This window comes from Acetanaerobacterium elongatum (assembly GCF_900103835.1).
Lineage (GTDB): Bacteria > Bacillota > Clostridia > Oscillospirales > Ruminococcaceae > Acetanaerobacterium > Acetanaerobacterium elongatum.
Map to the genome: position 1 here is coordinate 30,767 of NZ_FNID01000023.1, position 16,955 is coordinate 47,721.

Genomic DNA, 16,955 nt, shown 5'->3' on the forward strand with positions numbered 1-16,955 from the left:
TTAAACTATTAGAATAAGGATAATCAGCCATAGAACGATTGTCAAGTACGCACACCTGTATTACTCCAACACAAAAAGGGGGGAGCATCACGCTCCCCCAAAAGTTTTATTTCTTTATGAGTGAAATTCCAAGCTCGGCCAGCTGCTTTTCGTCTACCTCAGAGGGGCAGGCGCTCATCAGCTCGCTGCAGTTCTGTACCTTCGGGAAGGCCAGCACATCGCGCAGGCTTTCGGCCCCGCACATCTGCATGGCAAGGCGGTCAAGCCCTATGCCCGCGCCCCCGTGCGGCGGTGCGGCATAGCGGTAGGCGTCTACCAGGAAGCCGAACTTGACTTCAATCTCCTCTTTGGTAAGCCCAAGAAGGGTAAACATCTTCTGCTGCAGCTCAAAGTCGGTGATGCGGATGGAACCGCTCGAAAGCTCAATGCCGTTGAGCACCAGATCGTACGCCTTGGCACGCACCGAGCCGGGGTCGCTTTCAAGGTAGGGGAGGCACTCGTCCATCGGCATGGTAAAGGGGTGGTGCATGGCGGCCCATGTGCCGCTCTCCTCATCCCACTCAAAGAAGGGGAACTCGGTAATCCACAAAAAGTTGTAACCGGTGCGCTCGATTTCTAACAGCTTGGCCACTGTTAGGCGCAGCTGCCCGAGTACCGGCAGCACCACGCGGTTTTTGTCGGCTACAATCAGCGCCACGTCGCCCTTTTCGCAGCCGAGCGCCTTCAGGATGTCGGCAAGCTCCTGTTCGCTGATAAACTTGGCAAACGAACAGTTGGGCGCGTCCTCTACCCAGCGGATGTAGGCAAGCCCCTTGGCGCCGATGCCCTTTACCTGCTCGGTGAGCTTGTCAATCTCTTTGCGGCTGAGCTTGGCTGCACCGCCCTTTGCAGCAATAGCGCGCACGCTGCCGCCCTCGGCAACCGCATTTTTAAACACGGTAAACTCGGTATCTTTCACGATTGCCGAAAGGTCGGTAATCTCCATGCCAAAGCGGGTATCGGGCTTATCCGAGCCGTAGCGCTCCATCGCCTCTTTGTAGGTAAGGCGGGGCAGCGGCAAGGGGATATTCACATCCAGCACCTCTTTAAACAGGCGCTGTACAAAGCCCTCGTTGATTTTTAAGATGTCCTCCATATCCACAAACGACATCTCAAGGTCAATCTGCGTAAACTCGGGCTGGCGGTCGGCGCGCAGATCTTCATCGCGGAAGCACCGGGCAATCTGGAAGTAGCGGTCGTAGCCCGAGATCATTAAAAGCTGCTTGTAGATTTGAGGCGACTGCGGTAGTGCGTAGAACTTGCCGTTGTGAATGCGGGAGGGAACCAGATAATCGCGCGCACCCTCGGGGGTAGATTTGATCATCATGGGGGTTTCAATCTCTAAAAAGCCGTTCTCAAAGTAGTAGTCGCGCGCTACCTTGGCAATCTTGTGGCGCAGAATGAGGTTCTGCTGCAGGCCGGGGCGGCGCAGGTCGAGGTAACGATACTTTAAGCGAAGCTCCTCGTTTACCTTGCTCTGGTCGGTGATTTCAAACGGCGGGGTCTGTGCCTTGGAAAGGATGCGCAGCTCGGTAACATACAGCTCAACCATACCGGTTTTCAGCTCTTTGTTTACCGATTCGCGTCTGCGTACCGTACCTTTAGCCATCAATACATATTCAGAGCGCACGGTCTTGGCCTTTTCCAGCAGCGCTGCGGCAGTGCCGTCGTCAAACGCCAGCTGGATAATCCCCGAGCGGTCGCGCAGGTCGATAAAAACAAGGTTGCCCATATCGCGTATCTTTTGGGTAAAACCGCATACCACAATCTCATGGCCGATATCACTTTCCGCAGGCTCGCCGCAGTAGTGGGTTCTTCTGAGTGTTCCCATCGTGTCCATTTTCAATTCATCCCTTCAAGCAATCAATATACAAGAGGTACAAAAGTAAAAAATATTACAAAACCTCTCTTATTTCAACATATTAAGATTAAAGCCCTCAAGGCCGGTGTTGGAGAGGTCTTCCACCGCCTCTGCCAGGGTGAGGTTATAGAGGGTGGAAATCAGTGAATCGGAGAGCGGCACATCGGTTTGGGTGCCGGTTTTCATGTTCTTAAGCTTGCCGATGCCCTGCTCCAGCTCGCTGTCACCCATTACGAGGGTGTAGGCGGCACCCAGCTTATCGGCATACTTCATCTGTGCCTTAAGGCTTCTGCCCATCAGATCGGTTTCAGCGGCAAAGCCCTCGGCGCGCAGCAGCTTCACCAGCTCGAATGCACGCTGCCTAGCGTTCTCACCCAGCGGGGCAAGGTAGATATCACAGCCCTTTTCCTGCGGGTACTCGCTGTTAGCGGCCTTCATCACCATCATCAGCCGGCCGATGCCCATACCAAAGCCCAGTGCGGGGGTGGGGCTGCCGCCCAAGGCCTCCACAAGGCCGTTATAGCGCCCACCGCCGCATACCGTACCCTGTGCGCCGATGGCGTTTGATACAAACTCAAACACGGTGTTTGTGTAGTAATCCAGGCCGCGAACCAGCGTGGGGACAATCTCGAAGGGGATTCCGGCGCCCGTCAGGCGGGTTTTAACCCCCTCAAAGTGTGCTTTGCAGTCGTCGCAGATAAAATCGAGCACCTTGGGTGCGCCCGCGGCAATTTCGGAGCACACGGGGCTTTTGCAGTCTAGGATACGCATGGGGTTTTTGTCCATGCGTCCACGGCAGGTTTCACACAGGTTCTCGGCGTTGTGTGCAAAGTATTCCTTCAGCGCCTTGTGGTATTCGGCGCGGCAGGTGGGGCAGCCGATGGAGTTGAGCTTGAGCGTGATATCGGTCACCCCAAGGGTGGTAATAATTTCGCGGGCGAGTGCAATCACCTCGGCATCCGCGTCGGGGGCAGCGGGGCCGAACATCTCTACGCCGAACTGCGAGAACTCGCGCCAGCGGCCCGCCTGCGGCTTTTCGTAGCGGAAGCAGTTGGAGATATAGCAGGTTTTCAGCGGCAGCGCGTCACCCAGTAAGCCGTGCTCCATCACGCAGCGCACAATACCCGCTGTGCCCTCGGGGCGCAGGGTGATGGAACGCCCGCCCTTATCAATGAAGGTGTACATCTCCTTCTGCACCACATCGGTGGTGTCGCCCACCGAACGGTCAAACAGCTCGGTATGCTCAAAGGTGGGGGTGCGTATCAGCCTAAAGCCGTATAAGGCGGCGGTTTCCAGCGCGGTTGCCTCAATAAAGCGCAGCTTTGCGGTATCCTCTGGCAGAGAATCCTGTGTGCCGCGCGGTGCCTTGGTGAGTAATGCCATGTTTAGACCAACCCTTTCCAATCAATTCAAAATAACAAAAAGCCCGTCCCTGAAAAATAGGGACGGGAAACAATAACCCGTGGTGCCACCCTTGTTGAGCACATAATAATGCTCCGCTTAAGGCCCCCTTAACGCGGAGAAACGATGGGCTGAGAAGCTGTCTTCCCGCAGCGGTGAACAGAAACGGGCTTGCAGCCAAAGGTAATATCCTTAGGCCCGTTCTCTCTTACTGCGCCTTGCGGCGGTACTCCTGCTTCCTATAAGGTTTGTATAATACAAACACTTTCGTCCATAAAGCATATTGGTTAATCCGATATTACCTGTATTTTATCCTAACCCGCGGCAGGTGTCAAGCGGGTAATAATACAATGCTAAGCGTTCTTGGGGTTTACAATGTTGCGCCAGTCAAGGTCGCCGCGCTCCAAGCCGTGGATGAGCACCTCAGCCGTAGCGATATTGGTGGCTACCGGGATGTTGTGTACATCGCACAGACGAAGCAGGTTGGCCTCGTTGGGCTCGTGGGGCTTTACGGTAAGCGGGTCGCGGAAAAAGAGCAGCAGGTCAATCTCGTTGCAAGCGATGCGCGCTGAGATCTGCTGGTCGCCGCCGTGGGAACCGCTTAAAAACCGCTGAATGTTTAAGCCGGTAGCCTCAGAAACCAGCTTTCCGGTTGTGCCGGTGGCACAAAGGCTGTGGCGGCTTAGGATGCCGCAATAGGCAATGCAGAACTGAACCATCAGTTCCTTCTTAGTATCGTGTGCAATCAATGCGATATTCATGGGGAATCAACTCCTCCGTCTTCCGGCGCGGCACATTTTACCGTCGCGTTTGTATGAATCTATAGACTAGCCTATTAAAAGCGGAACATCCTCACCGTTTAACCGCCGTGCGATGTTTTCAAACGAAAGCATAAAGGTTGTCTTGGGGTTTATAAGCTTTGCGTTTTGCGAAAAGGAATCCAGGCCTTCCAACTGCGGAACCACCCCTATCAGCTGAACGCCGGTTTCATCGATGATACTGTCAAAGTTGGCGATAACAGGGGGGGACTTGGGGCTTTCGGGTACTTTATTAATAATCAGGCGCTGGCTCTTTACACCGGCCTTCGCTGTAATCTGGGCACACAGGGAAGCGGATTTTACCGCGATGCGGTCTGGGGTAGTAACCAGCACGGCACTGTCTGCCAGCGTGATAGCCGCAATAAACCCGCGGGATACCGAGGGCGGAGCATCCAGCACCACATAGTCGAAACGGGCGCGGAGCGCTGCGCAAACGGTGGAAAGCTTATCAAAGCTCAGGCGGGTAAATGGGTCTGCACAGGAGGGGATTAAAAAGAGCCTGTCCTGAAAGCTGCATTTTTTAATGGCCTTGTCAATCTCTACGGTTTGAGCCTTCATCAGGTCGGAAAGGTCGTAAACCACGTCACTTTCCACCCCAAACAGCACCGATTGGCAGCGAAAGCCGAGGTCTAAATCCAGCACAACGGCGCTGCCGCCTTTTTTGGTAAGGGCATAGGCCGTATAAAATGCCACCGTCGATTTTCCCACGCCGCCTTTGGAACCAACTACAGCAAACAATTGAGCGGACATGGCTGTGAACATCCCTTCCGGCGCTTGCGCCAAAAGGCTCAAAACACCATTAAAATCGCCAATGGCAAAAGAGTAGAACTTGTCAAATATAATTTTAACATAAATAAGTTAAAATGCAATCCTAACTATAAGTTATTATAAACAAATTAGGACATGATAAACCCATCAAGCCGTCAAAAAATCGGTTAAGACAGCAAGGTTTCCTCTTTTGGAAGTGCAGTGGTGGACTGTTTTTCGGCAAAATAAGCGTTGTAGATATCCCTTGCTACCGGCGCGCCGGTGTAGCCGTGCCAGCCCTTTTCAATCACCACTGCGATGGCAATCTGAGGATTGTCTACCGGTGCAAAGGTAATAAATACAGAGTTCGGGTACTGTTTTGATTCCGGCGTACCGGTTTTGGCGGCAACCGGGATGGGGTAATTGCCGAAGGAACCACTGGCCGAACCGGTTTTTGCGCACGCAACCATACCGTCTATTACCGTTTCAAAGGCATTGTTCTTATCCTCAATGGTAGCGGCAACCACCGGCTTTGTTTCAGAAACGGTCTGGTCAAGGTTATAGGAAAGGATGTCCTTCACGATATGGGATTCCAGCCTTACACCCCTGCGGGCGATGGTGGCAGTGTACTGGGCGAGCTGCAGCGGTGTAACCTGAGTATAGCTCTGACCGATGGAGGCCTGCAGTACGTCACCGGCGTTCCATGTAATGTTGTTCTTTTTACAGTAATCCGGGCTGGCAACCTGCCCGATTGATTCGGGAATCTCGATGCCGGTTTTCTGGCCCAGGCCGTAGAGCGCTGCATATTGGTCGATGGTATCAATACCGGTCAGTCGCCCGGTATCGTAAAAGAAGATGTTGCAGGAATGCTCCAGAGCGGTAATTACGTTGATACTGCCATGAGCGCTTAGGCAGCGGGGCTGGTAATCGTCAAAAAAGGTGTATACGCCGTTGCAGGTTACATGGGAAGAACGCGTGATTACGCCCTCGGCCAAAGCAGCGGTGGCAACCACCGGCTTGAAGGTGGAGCCTGCGGCATACAGGCCATTAATGGCACGGTTCATGAGCGGGAAAAGGCCATCCTTTGACAGCGTTGCATAATCCTTCTTAAAGCTATTGATATTGTAGGAGGGATATGTGGCTGCCGCAAGCACATCACCGGTTTTCACATCAACCGCCACAACGGCGCCCGCGTTTGCCTCCTTGCCCTTGCCTTCCTCCGCGGTTTCGTTGAGGTGCTTAATCTGCCTTGGCAGCGATTCCTGCGCCACCTTCTGAAGGATTGAGTCCATTGTCAGCATAACGGTGTTGCCGGGCTTAGGGGCCTCTACCTGCTTTGTACTAAGAAGAGCGCCCTTGTTGTCAAACTCCATCAGGTTGGTGCCATCCTTCCCGCGAAGCTGGTCTTCAAATGCCTTTTCAATGCCGTCCTTACCTACCACGTCGTTTAGTTTGTAGCCTTTGTTCTTTAAATCGGCATATTCCTCGGCATAGATCGGCCCGATCTGCCCGATAATGTGCGGGGCGATATCCTCGCTTAGATACTCGCGCACCGTACCTTCCTGAATATCCACACCGGGCAGAGCGATACTGTTCTCTTTAATCTTGGTGATAATGTCCATATTTACATCGGTGGCAAAGGTATAGGGTGTTACCGCCGAAAACTCTAAGCGCTGCATTTCGTAGCGAACGCCCATGATAATGCGCTGCTGCTCGGGGGTATAGTCGTTTGAAATGCTGTAACGGCTCATCATCTCGTCGATTACATGCTGGGGGGTGGCGTAGGTTTGCAGCCCCAGATCACTTTTGAGCTTAGCCACGGCCTTATCGCTGTCGGGCGTAAAGTCGTAGGGACCAGCCCCCTTGGTAAGCGGCAGGGTTTCGTTCCATTCCACACCAGCCGCGGTAAAGATATCGGTAAGCTTTATAATAATATCGTTTTGCAGCTTTTTGGGCATAAAAGCGCCGTCGAACACAATATTATAGCAGCTTCGGTTTACGGCAAGCGGTCTGCCGTTTCGGTCTACGATCTCGCCGCGCGCCGCGGTAACCGAAACACTGCGTTCGGTATGCTTATTGGCCTGATCGCGGTAATCGGCACCCTCAACCAGCTGAAGCTGCATCAGCCTGAGACTGTATGCGATAAAAATCAGCAGGGCAAACAGGAACAGCACCAGTGTTCTTGCAATAGTTGAAGACGGTTTCACTCTGTTTGGCACCTCCTGCATAAATATATATTATCATAACAGAATAAGCAGAATTCTGTCATGCAAAAAACCTTTCCATTTTGTAAAAATGGTATGAATAAAAGCGCCGCTTTAGTGTTGCTGCGCTTTTAAAGCTATCAGATTATTTCGGAAGCTGCAGCTTCCCATTAATGAGCCTTACAAGGTAATAAAACGGAATAATGAAAAACGCAGTAACTAGAATAGTGGGCAGCATCGAGGTTAAAAAGAATCTGCTCAAACCGTTATACCCCCACAGAACATATAGAAAAAAGAAATCGAGTAGCCCCGTAATCATCGAAGCCCCGAAGGAAAGCAGAAGGGCCGTTAACAGATTAGGGCTTAAGCCATAGCTGCAGATAAGCCCCGCTGCGGCACCGAGCACCAGCAGAATAATGGCATAGTAGCCAAACACCGTGTCGGACGAGATGCCCCACAATATGCCTGCGGCAGCCGCAAAGATGGCGCCGGAAAATTCGTGTTCAAACATGGCTACGCTGATGGCGACGGGAAGAATTAATATCGGCCGCACACCAAACAGATTCAGAACAAACGGGTTTTGGCCCGCTATGTAGGCTGCCAGAAGCAAAAGAGCGTAGATTGTCCATTTTAAAATAGAGCGTATGTTGCGTCGAAAAACGGAGGTATCGGAAGCCATAGCAAAGTTTATCTCCAATCGGCCTAGTTTATAATAGGCATCACATTTTTACTGTTAACAAATTATCGCCCGACTATTTTGTGGCGGCGGAAGAAGAGGAAGCGGTAGAAGATGCAGAATCACCGGGAGTAGGTTGGGTGCCGTTTTGCCCCTTGAAGGAGGTTATCACAAACACATCGCGTACCTTGGCAATGTTGGCGGAAGGCATAATCTCGGCGTAGAGCGAGATGCCGTGCGCCTCGGTTTTAATATCCGAGATGGTGCCGATAATCAGCCCCTTGGGGAACACACCCCCGATGCCGGAGGTGGTGATGATATCGCCGGAGGAGGCGGAACTATCACGGGATATGTAGGACATCTTGCACTTGCCGTTTTTGGAAAGGTTCAGCTCGCCGGAAATAATACCGGTATCGCGGGTACGGTCGTTGAAGGCACCTACATCAATACCGGGGTTGAGCAGGGTGATTACCTTGCTGTCGGTGTAGGAGACCTCGGAGATACGCCCAACCAAGCCGTCTGGGGTAATCACCGGGTCGTACAGCTCTATGCCGTTCACTGAGCCCTTATCGATGGTAAAGGAATAGAAGTAGTCGGTAGGGTCGCGGCCTATTACCATGCCCGTTTCAAATACGAAGTCGGGGTTGTCCTTTTTCAGGTCTAAGAATTGGCGGTATTGTTCGTTTTCAGCCTTGTAGGTTTCGTAATCCACCATCTTCTCGCGCATGGAACGCAGCTCTTCACGAAGCGTCTCGTTTTCTTCCGAGATCTTATCGGCGTAGATAATCTTTTCAAAAAAGCCGTTTGCAGAAGAGGCTATCTGCATTGAGAGCTTTTGCAGCGGCGAAACCACCGAGCCAAGTGAATTTGAAAGAATATTGCCAAACCCCGCGTTCATCGCGGTATAGAGCATAAAGCCGAACAGCACCGCGGCGATGCCCAGCAGTATCTTGAACTTCTTGCTTTTAAAAAACTCGTTCACCGAGGCGGTACCTCCAATGATCAGCTTTGAGCAGAAATCTGAACGTCATGGCAAAACACGCCGCCCGCCCGTAGGCTGCGTCGTGCCCTGCAGAATACAATAATAGGATAACGGTTAGCCAACCGCCTTATCATCCTCATTAAATACCTGATTGATCTTCGCGGTGCCTTCCAGAACACGGCCGGTGCCCAGCGCCACACAATCCAGCGGGTTTTCGGCAATATAAACCGGCATGCCCGTTTCCTTTTTAATAAGGGCATCCAAGCCGCGCAGCAGCGCGCCGCCGCCGGCAAGGGTGATGCCGTGGTCGATAATATCCGCGGCAAGCTCGGGCGGGGTTCTTTCAAGGGTGGATTTAATCGCATCGATAATCGATTCGAGCGGCTCATGCAGCGATTCGCGAATCTCATCCGGCGCAACAATAACATTCTTGGGCAGGCCGTCTACCAGGTTGCGGCCTTTGATCTCTACGCGCTCCTCGCCCTCGTAGGGGTAGGCGGAGCCGATTTGTATCTTGATGTCTTCGGCGGTACGTTCACCGATAAGCACGTTGTACTTTCTTTTTATGTAGGAAACGATGCAGGAATCAAACACATCGCCGCCGATGCGCACCGATTTGGAGGCCACAATGCCGCCGAGCGAGATTACCGCCACCTCGGTAGTGCCGCCGCCGATATCCACGATCATGCTGCCCGTGGCTTCGGCAACCGGCAGGTTTGCGCCGATGGCAGCCGCCATAGGCTCTTCCATAATATAAACATGGCGCGCGCCCGCCTTGAGTGCGGCCTCTTTTACCGCACGGCGCTCAACCGGGGTTACGCCGGAGGGAATGCAGATGATAACGCGGGGCCGTGCAAAAAACTTGCCCGCAAAAACCTTTTTAATAAAGATCTGCAGCATGCTGGCGGTAATATCAAAGTCGGCGATAACGCCGTCCTTAAGCGGGCGGATGGCTACAATCGAGCCCGGTGTACGGCCGATAACCTCCTTAGCCTCGGTACCCACATACTTTACGGTATCGGTCTTCGTGTCTACCGCCACTACCGAGGGCTCACGCATGATGATGCCGCGCCCTTTCATAAACACCAGTGTGTTGGCGGTGCCTAAATCTATGCCGATGTCTCTTGAAAACATATATACTTCCCCTTTCACCTATCCAAAAGCCGTTTAACGATTCCCGTTAAGCGGCGAATTCACTGAATCATTAATATATTTATTATAACTGTTCTTTAGGTTTAACTCAATAGCCTTTTAAAACGATTCCAGTTTTTTGTAAAGCATGGCAACCGGCAGCCCCATTACGGTGAAGTAATCCCCCTCGATTCGCTCGCAAAAGGTAGAGGCTCTGCCCTGAATGCCGTAGGCGCCCGCCTTGTCGTAAGGCTCGCCGGTGGCAATATAACGGTATATTTCTTCATCGGTGAGCGGGGCGAAGAATACCTCGGTGCGGCTGTAAAACTGCTCCAGCTTCCCCTTTTTTGCAAGGCAAACGCCGGTGTACACCTCATGGCTGCGCCCTGCAAGCAGGCTGAGCATGTTGAAGGCATCCTCTTTATCCTTGGGCTTGCCGAGCACCAGATTATCCACCGCAACGATGGTGTCGCAGCCGATAACCAGCGCTTCCGGGTGCTTGTTCAGCACCGAAACCGCCTTGATGCGCGCAAGCTCCATCACCAGCTCGTGATGGTCCAGCACCTCGTCAACCACTTCCTCCTCCTGTGAGGGGATGATCTCAAAATCCTCGGTGATATGCTGCATCAGCTCCGCACGCCGCGGCGAGGCAGAGGCTAAAATAATTCTCATAGTACATTCATGTCCTTTATAAAGAAATCAATACAACAGACGGCTGCCTATAAAACGACAGGACACAACCAATCGCTTCAAGGGGCTGTTGATTGTTGCTATGTAATCGGAAGGCTGAAAGCCTGTATTACAGTTTCTTAAGCAGCGGCTTATATAAAAAGATGGCAAAAACCAGCAGGATGATCTGCGCAACATTGATGGAAAGGTAAAACCCCAGCGCCAGCTTAAGCACAGAAAGGTCGAGTACAAAGGGCTGCGAAACCGGGATACCGAACGAAATGGTGTACCCCAGCCAGCTTAAAGCCGAGATGCCGCCCGTCATGCGCCCGATAAAATCGCCAAGCAATATGGCTGAGACAAACAGCAGCAGGGTAACCAGCGTTTTTTTAAACTTCATACTTATCCCCTCCCGCCCGGTTACATTTTGCCGGTGGAGCCGAAGCCACCCTCGCCGCGCTCTGTTTCATCAAGGGTATCGCATTCCTCTATCTCGGGCAGCACTACGGGCGCTATGATGAGCTGCGCAATGCGTTCGCCGTTCTGTATGGTGTAGGGTTGGGCGCTGTGATTGGTAAGCCCCACAATCAGCTCACCGCGATAGTCACTGTCGATAACCCCCACGCAGTTGCTGGGCGCAATGCCAAACTTGATGGCAAGCCCGCTGCGCGCATATACGAACGCGGCGTAGTCGGAGGAGGGAAGCGATATGGCAAGCCCGGTGGGAATCTTCACAAGCCCGCCCGGCCGAACAATAACCGGTTCTTCCAACAGCGCGTAAAGGTCATGCCCCGCGCTGCCCTCGGTAGCCCTTTTAGGAAGCACCGCGCCCTCGCGCAGTCTTTTCACCATCAGCTTCATGATATAACCATCCTTCCGGGGAGCTGTATTGCTACAATACGCCCCTGTAGTAAAGGCCGCGGGTAAACTCGGCGGGAACGGTTCCCCCAAAGCGGTATTCATCAATCACCGCCGAGGCCTCGGCGCTATCCTCGGTGGTAAACATCAGGGTTAAAAAGTCTAAACCGTGCAGCTCCTCCAACCGGTCGGCCAGGTAGAGGGTGTGGCAGTTGAACACCTCGCTGCCCGCACCGCTGCACGCTACCCAGAAACGGTTGCCCAGACGGTCGAACATATAGCCGCCCTTTTTACCGCACGCCGCGCAATCGGTATGGTGCTTTAAGGGGCAGTTTCGCGTCAGCATAAGCGGAAGCCTGCCGTAGGCCACAATACCGCTTTTTAATATGCCGGAAAGCGCCCGGGCACGGGTAAGGTCGGTTTCAAACGAAAGCTCGGTATCCGCAACACCTGCCGCTGCCAGTGCCGCCAGCGCAATGGAGTTTGCGGCATTGAGCGGGAACCCGCCGTGCAGGCTCATATCGTACTGCCTGCCAAGCGCGATGGTGCCGAGATTGAGCACCGAAAGCCGGTGGATACCCAGCTCCTTTAAGCGGCTCAGCTGTTCGGCAAGCGCTGCCTCCAGCCCGAACATCGCGCGGGGAAGCTCGGCAATCAGCTTGTCCTTGATTGGGGCAAGGCTATCCATATGCTTTAGGATTTCGTCCGCCGGAAGGTAAATATACTCAAGCTTCTCACAATCGCCGATAAAAAGCTGCTCGAACCGCCTGAAGCGGCCGCGCAGGGTGGGGCGGGTAGCCTGATTTCGCCTTTCAAACGTCAGATTCGGCGTAAAGGTTTGTTTGGGTATCGGCTCGGCACGCAGAAGAGTGAGCTTTTCAGTGCACTCGCGCCGCAGGGCATTGATCTGTGAAACGCTTACCGCAAGGGTTTCGTCCACATCCAGTTTTACCGTTTCGGCATAATAGGGGGTTCCCCCCAGCTTTAGGATGGATGCCTTTGCACGCTCGGCATCGGTGGGCTTGTTGATGGCAGGCTCGAGCATATCACCGTAGGCGGCCACACGATTATTGTCTTCATCCACGCACTCCAGGCACACCGAACGTCCGGCCTGCTGGGTGTAGGCAAGCTTGATGGGCACCCGCGCGGGCTCTTTCATGTAGAGCCTTTGCAGCTCCTTGAGCACGGGTGCGGCAGAAGTAACGTCCTCCTTGCCGCGCACGCCGAACATCTCCTCGCCCGGCTTGCCTTTCAGGTAGGCATCGGTAAACCCGCTGCGCGAAAACACCGCCTGCAGGGTGTCCAGAATATCCGGCGTGAGGGTTTTCTCCCGCGCGCAGCGGCAGGCGTTCACGGCGGCGGCGACATACTCCGGCCGCTTCATGCGCCCCTCTATCTTCACCGAGGTCACCCCGGCGTCCTTTAAGGTGTTTATCTCTTTTACAATAGAAAGGTCTTTAAGCGAAAGCCCACAGGCCGTATCTCCCTTTTTGTGAGAAAAGGGAAGCCGACAGGGCTGGGCACACAGGCCGCGGTTTCCGCTGCGCCTTCCAGCCATCGCGCTGAGGTAGCACTGGCCCGAAACCGACATACACAATGCACCGTGAACAAATACCTCGGTTTCAATCGGGCAGGCGGCGATAATCTCCTGTATCTGGGCAAGCGAAAGCTCCCGCGCGAGCACCACGCGGGTAAATCCGTTTTCATATAAAAAGCGCGCCCCCGTAGGGGTGTGCACCGACATCTGGGTAGAGGCATGCAGCGGCATGGCGGGGCAGATTTCCTTAGCAAGCCTTGCAATGCCGAGATCCTGCACAATCAGCGCGTCCACGCCGATTTTAGCCGCATGGGCAATCAGTTCAGTGACCTCCTGCAGCTCGTTATCAAGAACAACGGTGTTTACTGCAAGGTAAAGCTTCATGCCGCGGATATGACACTGCGAAACGGCATCGGCAAGAGCCTCGCCGGTAAAATTTTCGGCAGCACCGCGCGCACTGAACGATTTGGCACCTACATATACGGCATCGGCTCCGCTGAGCATTGCGGCGGTAAGCGCTTCACTTCCGCCTGCGGGCGCTAATATTTCGGGTATTGATTTCATAGGTTTTTATGGTTCTCCGTATTCTTATTCATGCTGTTGCGAAGCCGGTTGTTCTCGCGGCGGAGCTCGTCCGCCTCCGCGCGGGAACGTGCGGCATCCTCAAGGTATTCCTTAATCTGGTTGCGCAGGTTATCGGTATTGGTGATGGCACGGTTCAGGTCGTCCTGTGCGTTCAGGCAACAGAGCACCAGCGCCTTTGTAATGGAAAGATTGGGGTTTTTCTGCATCAGGTCGGTTACAACATCATTCACAAACTCGCCCATCTCCGCCACATAGGTGGGGTCTTCTGTTGTAGAGATCACATATTCCGTTCCGGCGATTTTAATCTTGACGCTGTTCACAATGTCCATACCTACACTCCCTTATATCTGTCCGCTTTAATCTTCAAAATGAATAAAGAGCGTACTAATCCTTGTCTATATAATTAATACCTATTATAATCTATCTTCGTACAATTAAAAAGAGTAAAACGGGGAAAATGTTAATATTTTTGTGACCTTATTAGTCTATCGGCTTTAAAACTTGTAAAGCTTTAATGATCGAAGGAATTGACGGTAAGATATTTGTAAAAACCGCTGCTTTCATTTGCCAAATACCGCAAAGGTATAGTATAATAAACATTATCTGAATATATTGCATGAAATGGCATGCGTGACACCGGGATAGGGGATGGATGAGATGCAGCGATTGTTTACAAAATCGCAGTTCAGGTCACTATTGGAGTTAAAATTAAAGAATGAGTTTGCCACCGATCAGCGGGAGGCCTCCAACGAGATATTCTATAAGGCGCTGTGCTTGGTTTTAAAGGATGCACTGCTTGAAAAGCGCCGCCATTTTGCCGCACAAACCGACAGCCGCGGTAAAAAACGTGTGTACTATCTCTGTATGGAGTTTTTAATCGGGCGTTCACTGAAAAACAACCTTTACAACCTTGGAATGGAGGAAATCGCCCAAGAGGTGCTGCAGGAGATGAATGTGAGCTTGGACGACCTCTACGAGCTGGAGCCCGACGCGGGCCTTGGCAATGGGGGCCTGGGCCGTCTTGCCGCCTGCTTTTTGGATTCACTTGCCTCGCAGGACTACTGCGCTACGGGGTACTCTATTTTATATGAGTACGGCATCTTCAAGCAAAAGATTATCGACGGTTGGCAGACCGAAACCCCTGATAACTGGCTGCCCGGCGGCGATGTGTGGCTGGTGCCGCGCCGCGATCAGGCCGTGGATGTACACTTTGACGGCGAGATTCAGGAATACTGGCACGAGGGCTTTCATGAGGTACACCATGTAAACTACAGCACCGTAAAGGCGGTGCCGTTTGATCTTTACCTTTCGGGCTTCGACAGCGAGGGTGTAAGCAAGCTGCGCCTGTGGAAGGCCACCAGCCCGGGGCTGGATATGGAGCTGTTTAACAAGGGCGACTACCTGCGCGCCATGGGGCAGAACTCGATGGCCGAGGTCATCAGCAAGGTGCTTTACCCCAATGATAACCACGTTGAGGGCAAGATGCTGCGGCTGAGGCAGCAGTATTTTATGTGCGCGGCCTCGATTGCCGATATCTGCCGCTGGCAGCTGAAAACCTACGGGACGATGGAGAATCTGCCCGAGAAGGTGGCTATCCACATCAACGATACCCACCCAACCCTTGCGGTTCCCGAGCTGATGCGCATTTTGCTGGATGAGTGCGGCTATTCGTGGGAAAAGGCATGGAGCCTTGTTACCCGTACCTTTGCCTACACCAACCACACCGTAATGAGCGAGGCGCTGGAGGTATGGAACGAAGACCTTTTCAAGGCCTGCCTGCCGCGCATCTACCAGATTGTGCACGAGATTAACGAGCGAGCCTGTGCCGTACTGTTTGAAAAAACCGGCGACCTGCAGCAGGTGGCCCGTATGGCAGTGGTGGCTGACCACCGCGTAAGGATGGCAAACCTTTCGGTAATTGCCAGCCATTCGGTAAACGGGGTTTCAAAGATACACTCCGACATTTTGAAAAAGAGCGTGTTCCACGATTTTTATACCGTGATGCCGCAGAAGTTCTGCAACGTTACCAACGGCATCGCGTCGCGCCGCTGGCTTTACCAGTCCAACCCTGCACTTACCGGGCTGCTGAACGACCTGATCGGCACCGGCTATATCAAGGATACCGCCCAGCTGGAGAAATTCCGGCGCTATGAGCACAGCGAATCGGTGCTCAAGCAGCTTGCAAAGGTAAAGCATGCCAATAAGGAGGCTTTTGCGGCCTATATACAGAAAAACACGGGCGTTGCGTTAAACCCCGATTCGGTGTTTGATGTTCAGGTAAAGCGCCTGCACGAATACAAACGCCAGCACCTAAACGCGCTGCACATCATTACGCAGTACCAGCAGCTGCTGGAAAACCCGAACATGGATTTTGTGCCCAAAACCTATATCTTCGGTGCAAAGGCGGCTCCCGGCTACTACCTTGCCAAGCAGATTATCCGGCTCATCTGCTCGCTTAGCAAGGAGCTTGAGCAAAACCCGCTGCTGCGTGATAAGCTGCGTATCCTCTACCTGGAGGACTACCGCGTAACCCTTTCGGAGCAGCTGATGCCGGCTTCTGAAATATCCGAGCAGATTTCGCTGGCGGGCACCGAGGCCTCGGGTACCGGCAACATGAAGCTGATGTTAAACGGCGCCGTAACCATCGGCACGCTGGACGGCGCGAATATCGAGATTAAAGAGGCGTGCGGCGACGAGAACATCATCACCTTCGGTATGACTGCGGAGGAGGTTGATGCCCAAAAGGCGGCAGGCTACCGCCCGAAGGAGATTTACGATAATAACGAAACGATTAAAAAGGCGATAGACCTGCTCACGCGCGGTATCGCGGGCAATACCTTCGAGGATGTCGCAAACTCCTTAAAAAACAGCGACCCGTACATGGTGCTGCGCGACTTTGAGGCCTACCGCAGGGCGCAGGAGTACGCGTCGCAATGCTACCGCGACACGATGAAGTGGCAGCGGATGTCGGTAAACAACATCGCGGGCGCGGGGCAGTTTTCGGCCGACCGCTCGATTCAGGAGTACGCGAAGAATATCTGGGGGCTGAAATAACCGTTTTGCCCTAATGATGGCAGCTTTGGGGAGGTATCGACATGTGGTTCTGGAACCGTCAGGAGCTTAGTTTGAAACAAATCACAAGCAAGCCACTCTCAAAAGGGCATAACAAATCAGACCATTCGAGAATGGTCAAAAAAACAGATTGAACAGCTACAGGACCTCGCCGCTTTCCTCGTCTAATATCAAGAAACCTTTGCTGCGCAGGAATGTAATAGCCTGAGTCATGGTCAGTTCGCGAGCGGCAGGCGGCTTATCGGCCTTTCTGTAGAGCTTGGCGCTGTAGACCTCATTCTTGCTGAGAATGTGCCAAATAGCAGTCAGGAGTTTTCTTGCAATCGCAATAACGGCTTTCTTTCCTCCGCGACGTTTTTTAAGCTCGAGATACTT

At 53.0% G+C, this 16,955-nt stretch carries 14 protein-coding genes and 1 pseudogene; 1 reads left to right on the forward strand and 14 read right to left on the reverse strand.

What is annotated here, in order from left to right; translation table 11 throughout:
* Positions 1-106: 106 nt before the first annotated feature.
* The 13 genes from aspS to BLR50_RS09465 all read right to left on the reverse strand — a co-directional run bounded on the left by aspS (position 107) and on the right by BLR50_RS09465 (position 13,837).
* Positions 107-1,870 (reverse strand): aspartate--tRNA ligase, encoded by a 1,764-nt coding sequence (gene aspS / locus BLR50_RS09405; RefSeq protein WP_092641170.1) that lies wholly within the window; start codon positions 1,868-1,870, stop codon positions 107-109.
* 78 nt (positions 1,871-1,948) lie between these two features.
* Positions 1,949-3,283 carry a histidine--tRNA ligase gene (gene hisS, locus BLR50_RS09410; protein WP_092641130.1) on the reverse strand — a complete coding sequence of 445 codons (1,335 nt, stop codon included), beginning with the start codon at positions 3,281-3,283 and terminating at the stop codon, positions 1,949-1,951.
* A gap of 371 nt (positions 3,284-3,654) precedes the next feature.
* A complete protein-coding gene (gene mgsA, locus BLR50_RS09415) occupies positions 3,655-4,062 on the reverse strand; it encodes a methylglyoxal synthase (protein ID WP_092641133.1) in 408 nt (135 codons plus the stop codon).
* A gap of 66 nt (positions 4,063-4,128) precedes the next feature.
* The gene (locus BLR50_RS09420; RefSeq protein ID WP_092641136.1) at positions 4,129-4,881 is read right to left on the reverse strand and encodes a P-loop NTPase; all 753 of its coding nucleotides are present in this window, start codon (positions 4,879-4,881) and stop codon (positions 4,129-4,131) included.
* Positions 4,882-5,054: 173 nt separating this feature from the next.
* Positions 5,055-7,073 (reverse strand): penicillin-binding transpeptidase domain-containing protein, encoded by a 2,019-nt coding sequence (locus tag BLR50_RS09425; protein ID WP_162840390.1) that lies wholly within the window; start codon positions 7,071-7,073, stop codon positions 5,055-5,057.
* 142 nt (positions 7,074-7,215) lie between these two features.
* Positions 7,216-7,749, reverse strand: a complete 534-nt coding sequence (locus BLR50_RS09430; RefSeq protein WP_143008088.1) for a hypothetical protein — start codon at positions 7,747-7,749, stop codon at positions 7,216-7,218.
* A 73-nt stretch (positions 7,750-7,822) separates the two neighbouring features.
* Positions 7,823-8,728: a rod shape-determining protein MreC gene (gene mreC / locus BLR50_RS09435; protein ID WP_092641145.1), complete on the reverse strand. Its 906-nt coding sequence runs from the start codon at positions 8,726-8,728 to the stop codon at positions 7,823-7,825.
* Between the two features lie 114 nt (positions 8,729-8,842).
* Positions 8,843-9,862 carry a rod shape-determining protein gene (locus BLR50_RS09440; RefSeq protein ID WP_092641149.1) on the reverse strand — a complete coding sequence of 340 codons (1,020 nt, stop codon included), beginning with the start codon at positions 9,860-9,862 and terminating at the stop codon, positions 8,843-8,845.
* 117 nt (positions 9,863-9,979) lie between these two features.
* Positions 9,980-10,531, reverse strand: a complete 552-nt coding sequence (locus tag BLR50_RS09445) for a Maf family protein (protein ID WP_092641152.1) — start codon at positions 10,529-10,531, stop codon at positions 9,980-9,982.
* A 127-nt stretch (positions 10,532-10,658) separates the two neighbouring features.
* The gene (locus BLR50_RS09450; RefSeq protein ID WP_092641155.1) at positions 10,659-10,928 is read right to left on the reverse strand and encodes a DUF4321 domain-containing protein; all 270 of its coding nucleotides are present in this window, start codon (positions 10,926-10,928) and stop codon (positions 10,659-10,661) included.
* A gap of 20 nt (positions 10,929-10,948) precedes the next feature.
* Positions 10,949-11,389: a dUTP diphosphatase gene (gene dut, locus BLR50_RS09455; RefSeq protein WP_092641158.1), complete on the reverse strand. Its 441-nt coding sequence runs from the start codon at positions 11,387-11,389 to the stop codon at positions 10,949-10,951.
* A 31-nt stretch (positions 11,390-11,420) separates the two neighbouring features.
* Positions 11,421-13,487 carry a peptidase U32 family protein gene (locus BLR50_RS09460; protein ID WP_092641161.1) on the reverse strand — a complete coding sequence of 689 codons (2,067 nt, stop codon included), beginning with the start codon at positions 13,485-13,487 and terminating at the stop codon, positions 11,421-11,423.
* Positions 13,484-13,837 (reverse strand): cell division protein ZapA, encoded by a 354-nt coding sequence (locus BLR50_RS09465; protein WP_092641164.1) that lies wholly within the window; start codon positions 13,835-13,837, stop codon positions 13,484-13,486. Before BLR50_RS09465 ends, BLR50_RS09460 begins: the two co-directional genes overlap by 4 nt.
* Positions 13,838-14,165: 328 nt before the next feature.
* Here BLR50_RS09465 and BLR50_RS09470 point away from each other — a divergent pair, with 328 nt between their 5' ends.
* Entirely contained in the window at positions 14,166-16,562 is a 2,397-nt protein-coding gene (locus BLR50_RS09470; RefSeq protein ID WP_092641173.1) for a glycogen/starch/alpha-glucan phosphorylase, read from the forward strand.
* A 156-nt stretch (positions 16,563-16,718) separates the two neighbouring features.
* On the opposite strand, the pseudogene BLR50_RS14500 reads toward BLR50_RS09470, so the two are convergent.
* A pseudogene (locus BLR50_RS14500) lies at positions 16,719-16,955 on the reverse strand (IS110 family RNA-guided transposase); the annotation flags it as partial.

What these genes read in the sequence shown, in the direction of transcription:
- aspS (WP_092641170.1), bottom strand. Translation starts at nt 1,870, where the DNA reads ATGGGAACACTCAGAAGAACCCACTACTGCGGCGAGCCTGCGGAAAGT.
- hisS (WP_092641130.1), bottom strand. Translation starts at nt 3,283, where the DNA reads ATGGCATTACTCACCAAGGCACCGCGCGGCACACAGGATTCTCTGCCA.
- mgsA (WP_092641133.1), bottom strand. Translation starts at nt 4,062, where the DNA reads ATGAATATCGCATTGATTGCACACGATACTAAGAAGGAACTGATGGTT.
- BLR50_RS09420 (WP_092641136.1), bottom strand. Translation starts at nt 4,881, where the DNA reads ATGTTCACAGCCATGTCCGCTCAATTGTTTGCTGTAGTTGGTTCCAAA.
- BLR50_RS09430 (WP_143008088.1), bottom strand. Translation starts at nt 7,749, where the DNA reads ATGGCTTCCGATACCTCCGTTTTTCGACGCAACATACGCTCTATTTTA.
- BLR50_RS09440 (WP_092641149.1), bottom strand. Translation starts at nt 9,862, where the DNA reads ATGTTTTCAAGAGACATCGGCATAGATTTAGGCACCGCCAACACACTG.
- BLR50_RS09445 (WP_092641152.1), bottom strand. Translation starts at nt 10,531, where the DNA reads ATGAGAATTATTTTAGCCTCTGCCTCGCCGCGGCGTGCGGAGCTGATG.
- BLR50_RS09450 (WP_092641155.1), bottom strand. Translation starts at nt 10,928, where the DNA reads ATGAAGTTTAAAAAAACGCTGGTTACCCTGCTGCTGTTTGTCTCAGCC.
- dut (WP_092641158.1), bottom strand. Translation starts at nt 11,389, where the DNA reads ATGAAGCTGATGGTGAAAAGACTGCGCGAGGGCGCGGTGCTTCCTAAA.
- BLR50_RS09460 (WP_092641161.1), bottom strand. Translation starts at nt 13,487, where the DNA reads ATGAAATCAATACCCGAAATATTAGCGCCCGCAGGCGGAAGTGAAGCG.
- BLR50_RS09465 (WP_092641164.1), bottom strand. Translation starts at nt 13,837, where the DNA reads ATGGACATTGTGAACAGCGTCAAGATTAAAATCGCCGGAACGGAATAT.
- BLR50_RS09470 (WP_092641173.1), top strand. Translation starts at nt 14,166, where the DNA reads ATGCAGCGATTGTTTACAAAATCGCAGTTCAGGTCACTATTGGAGTTA.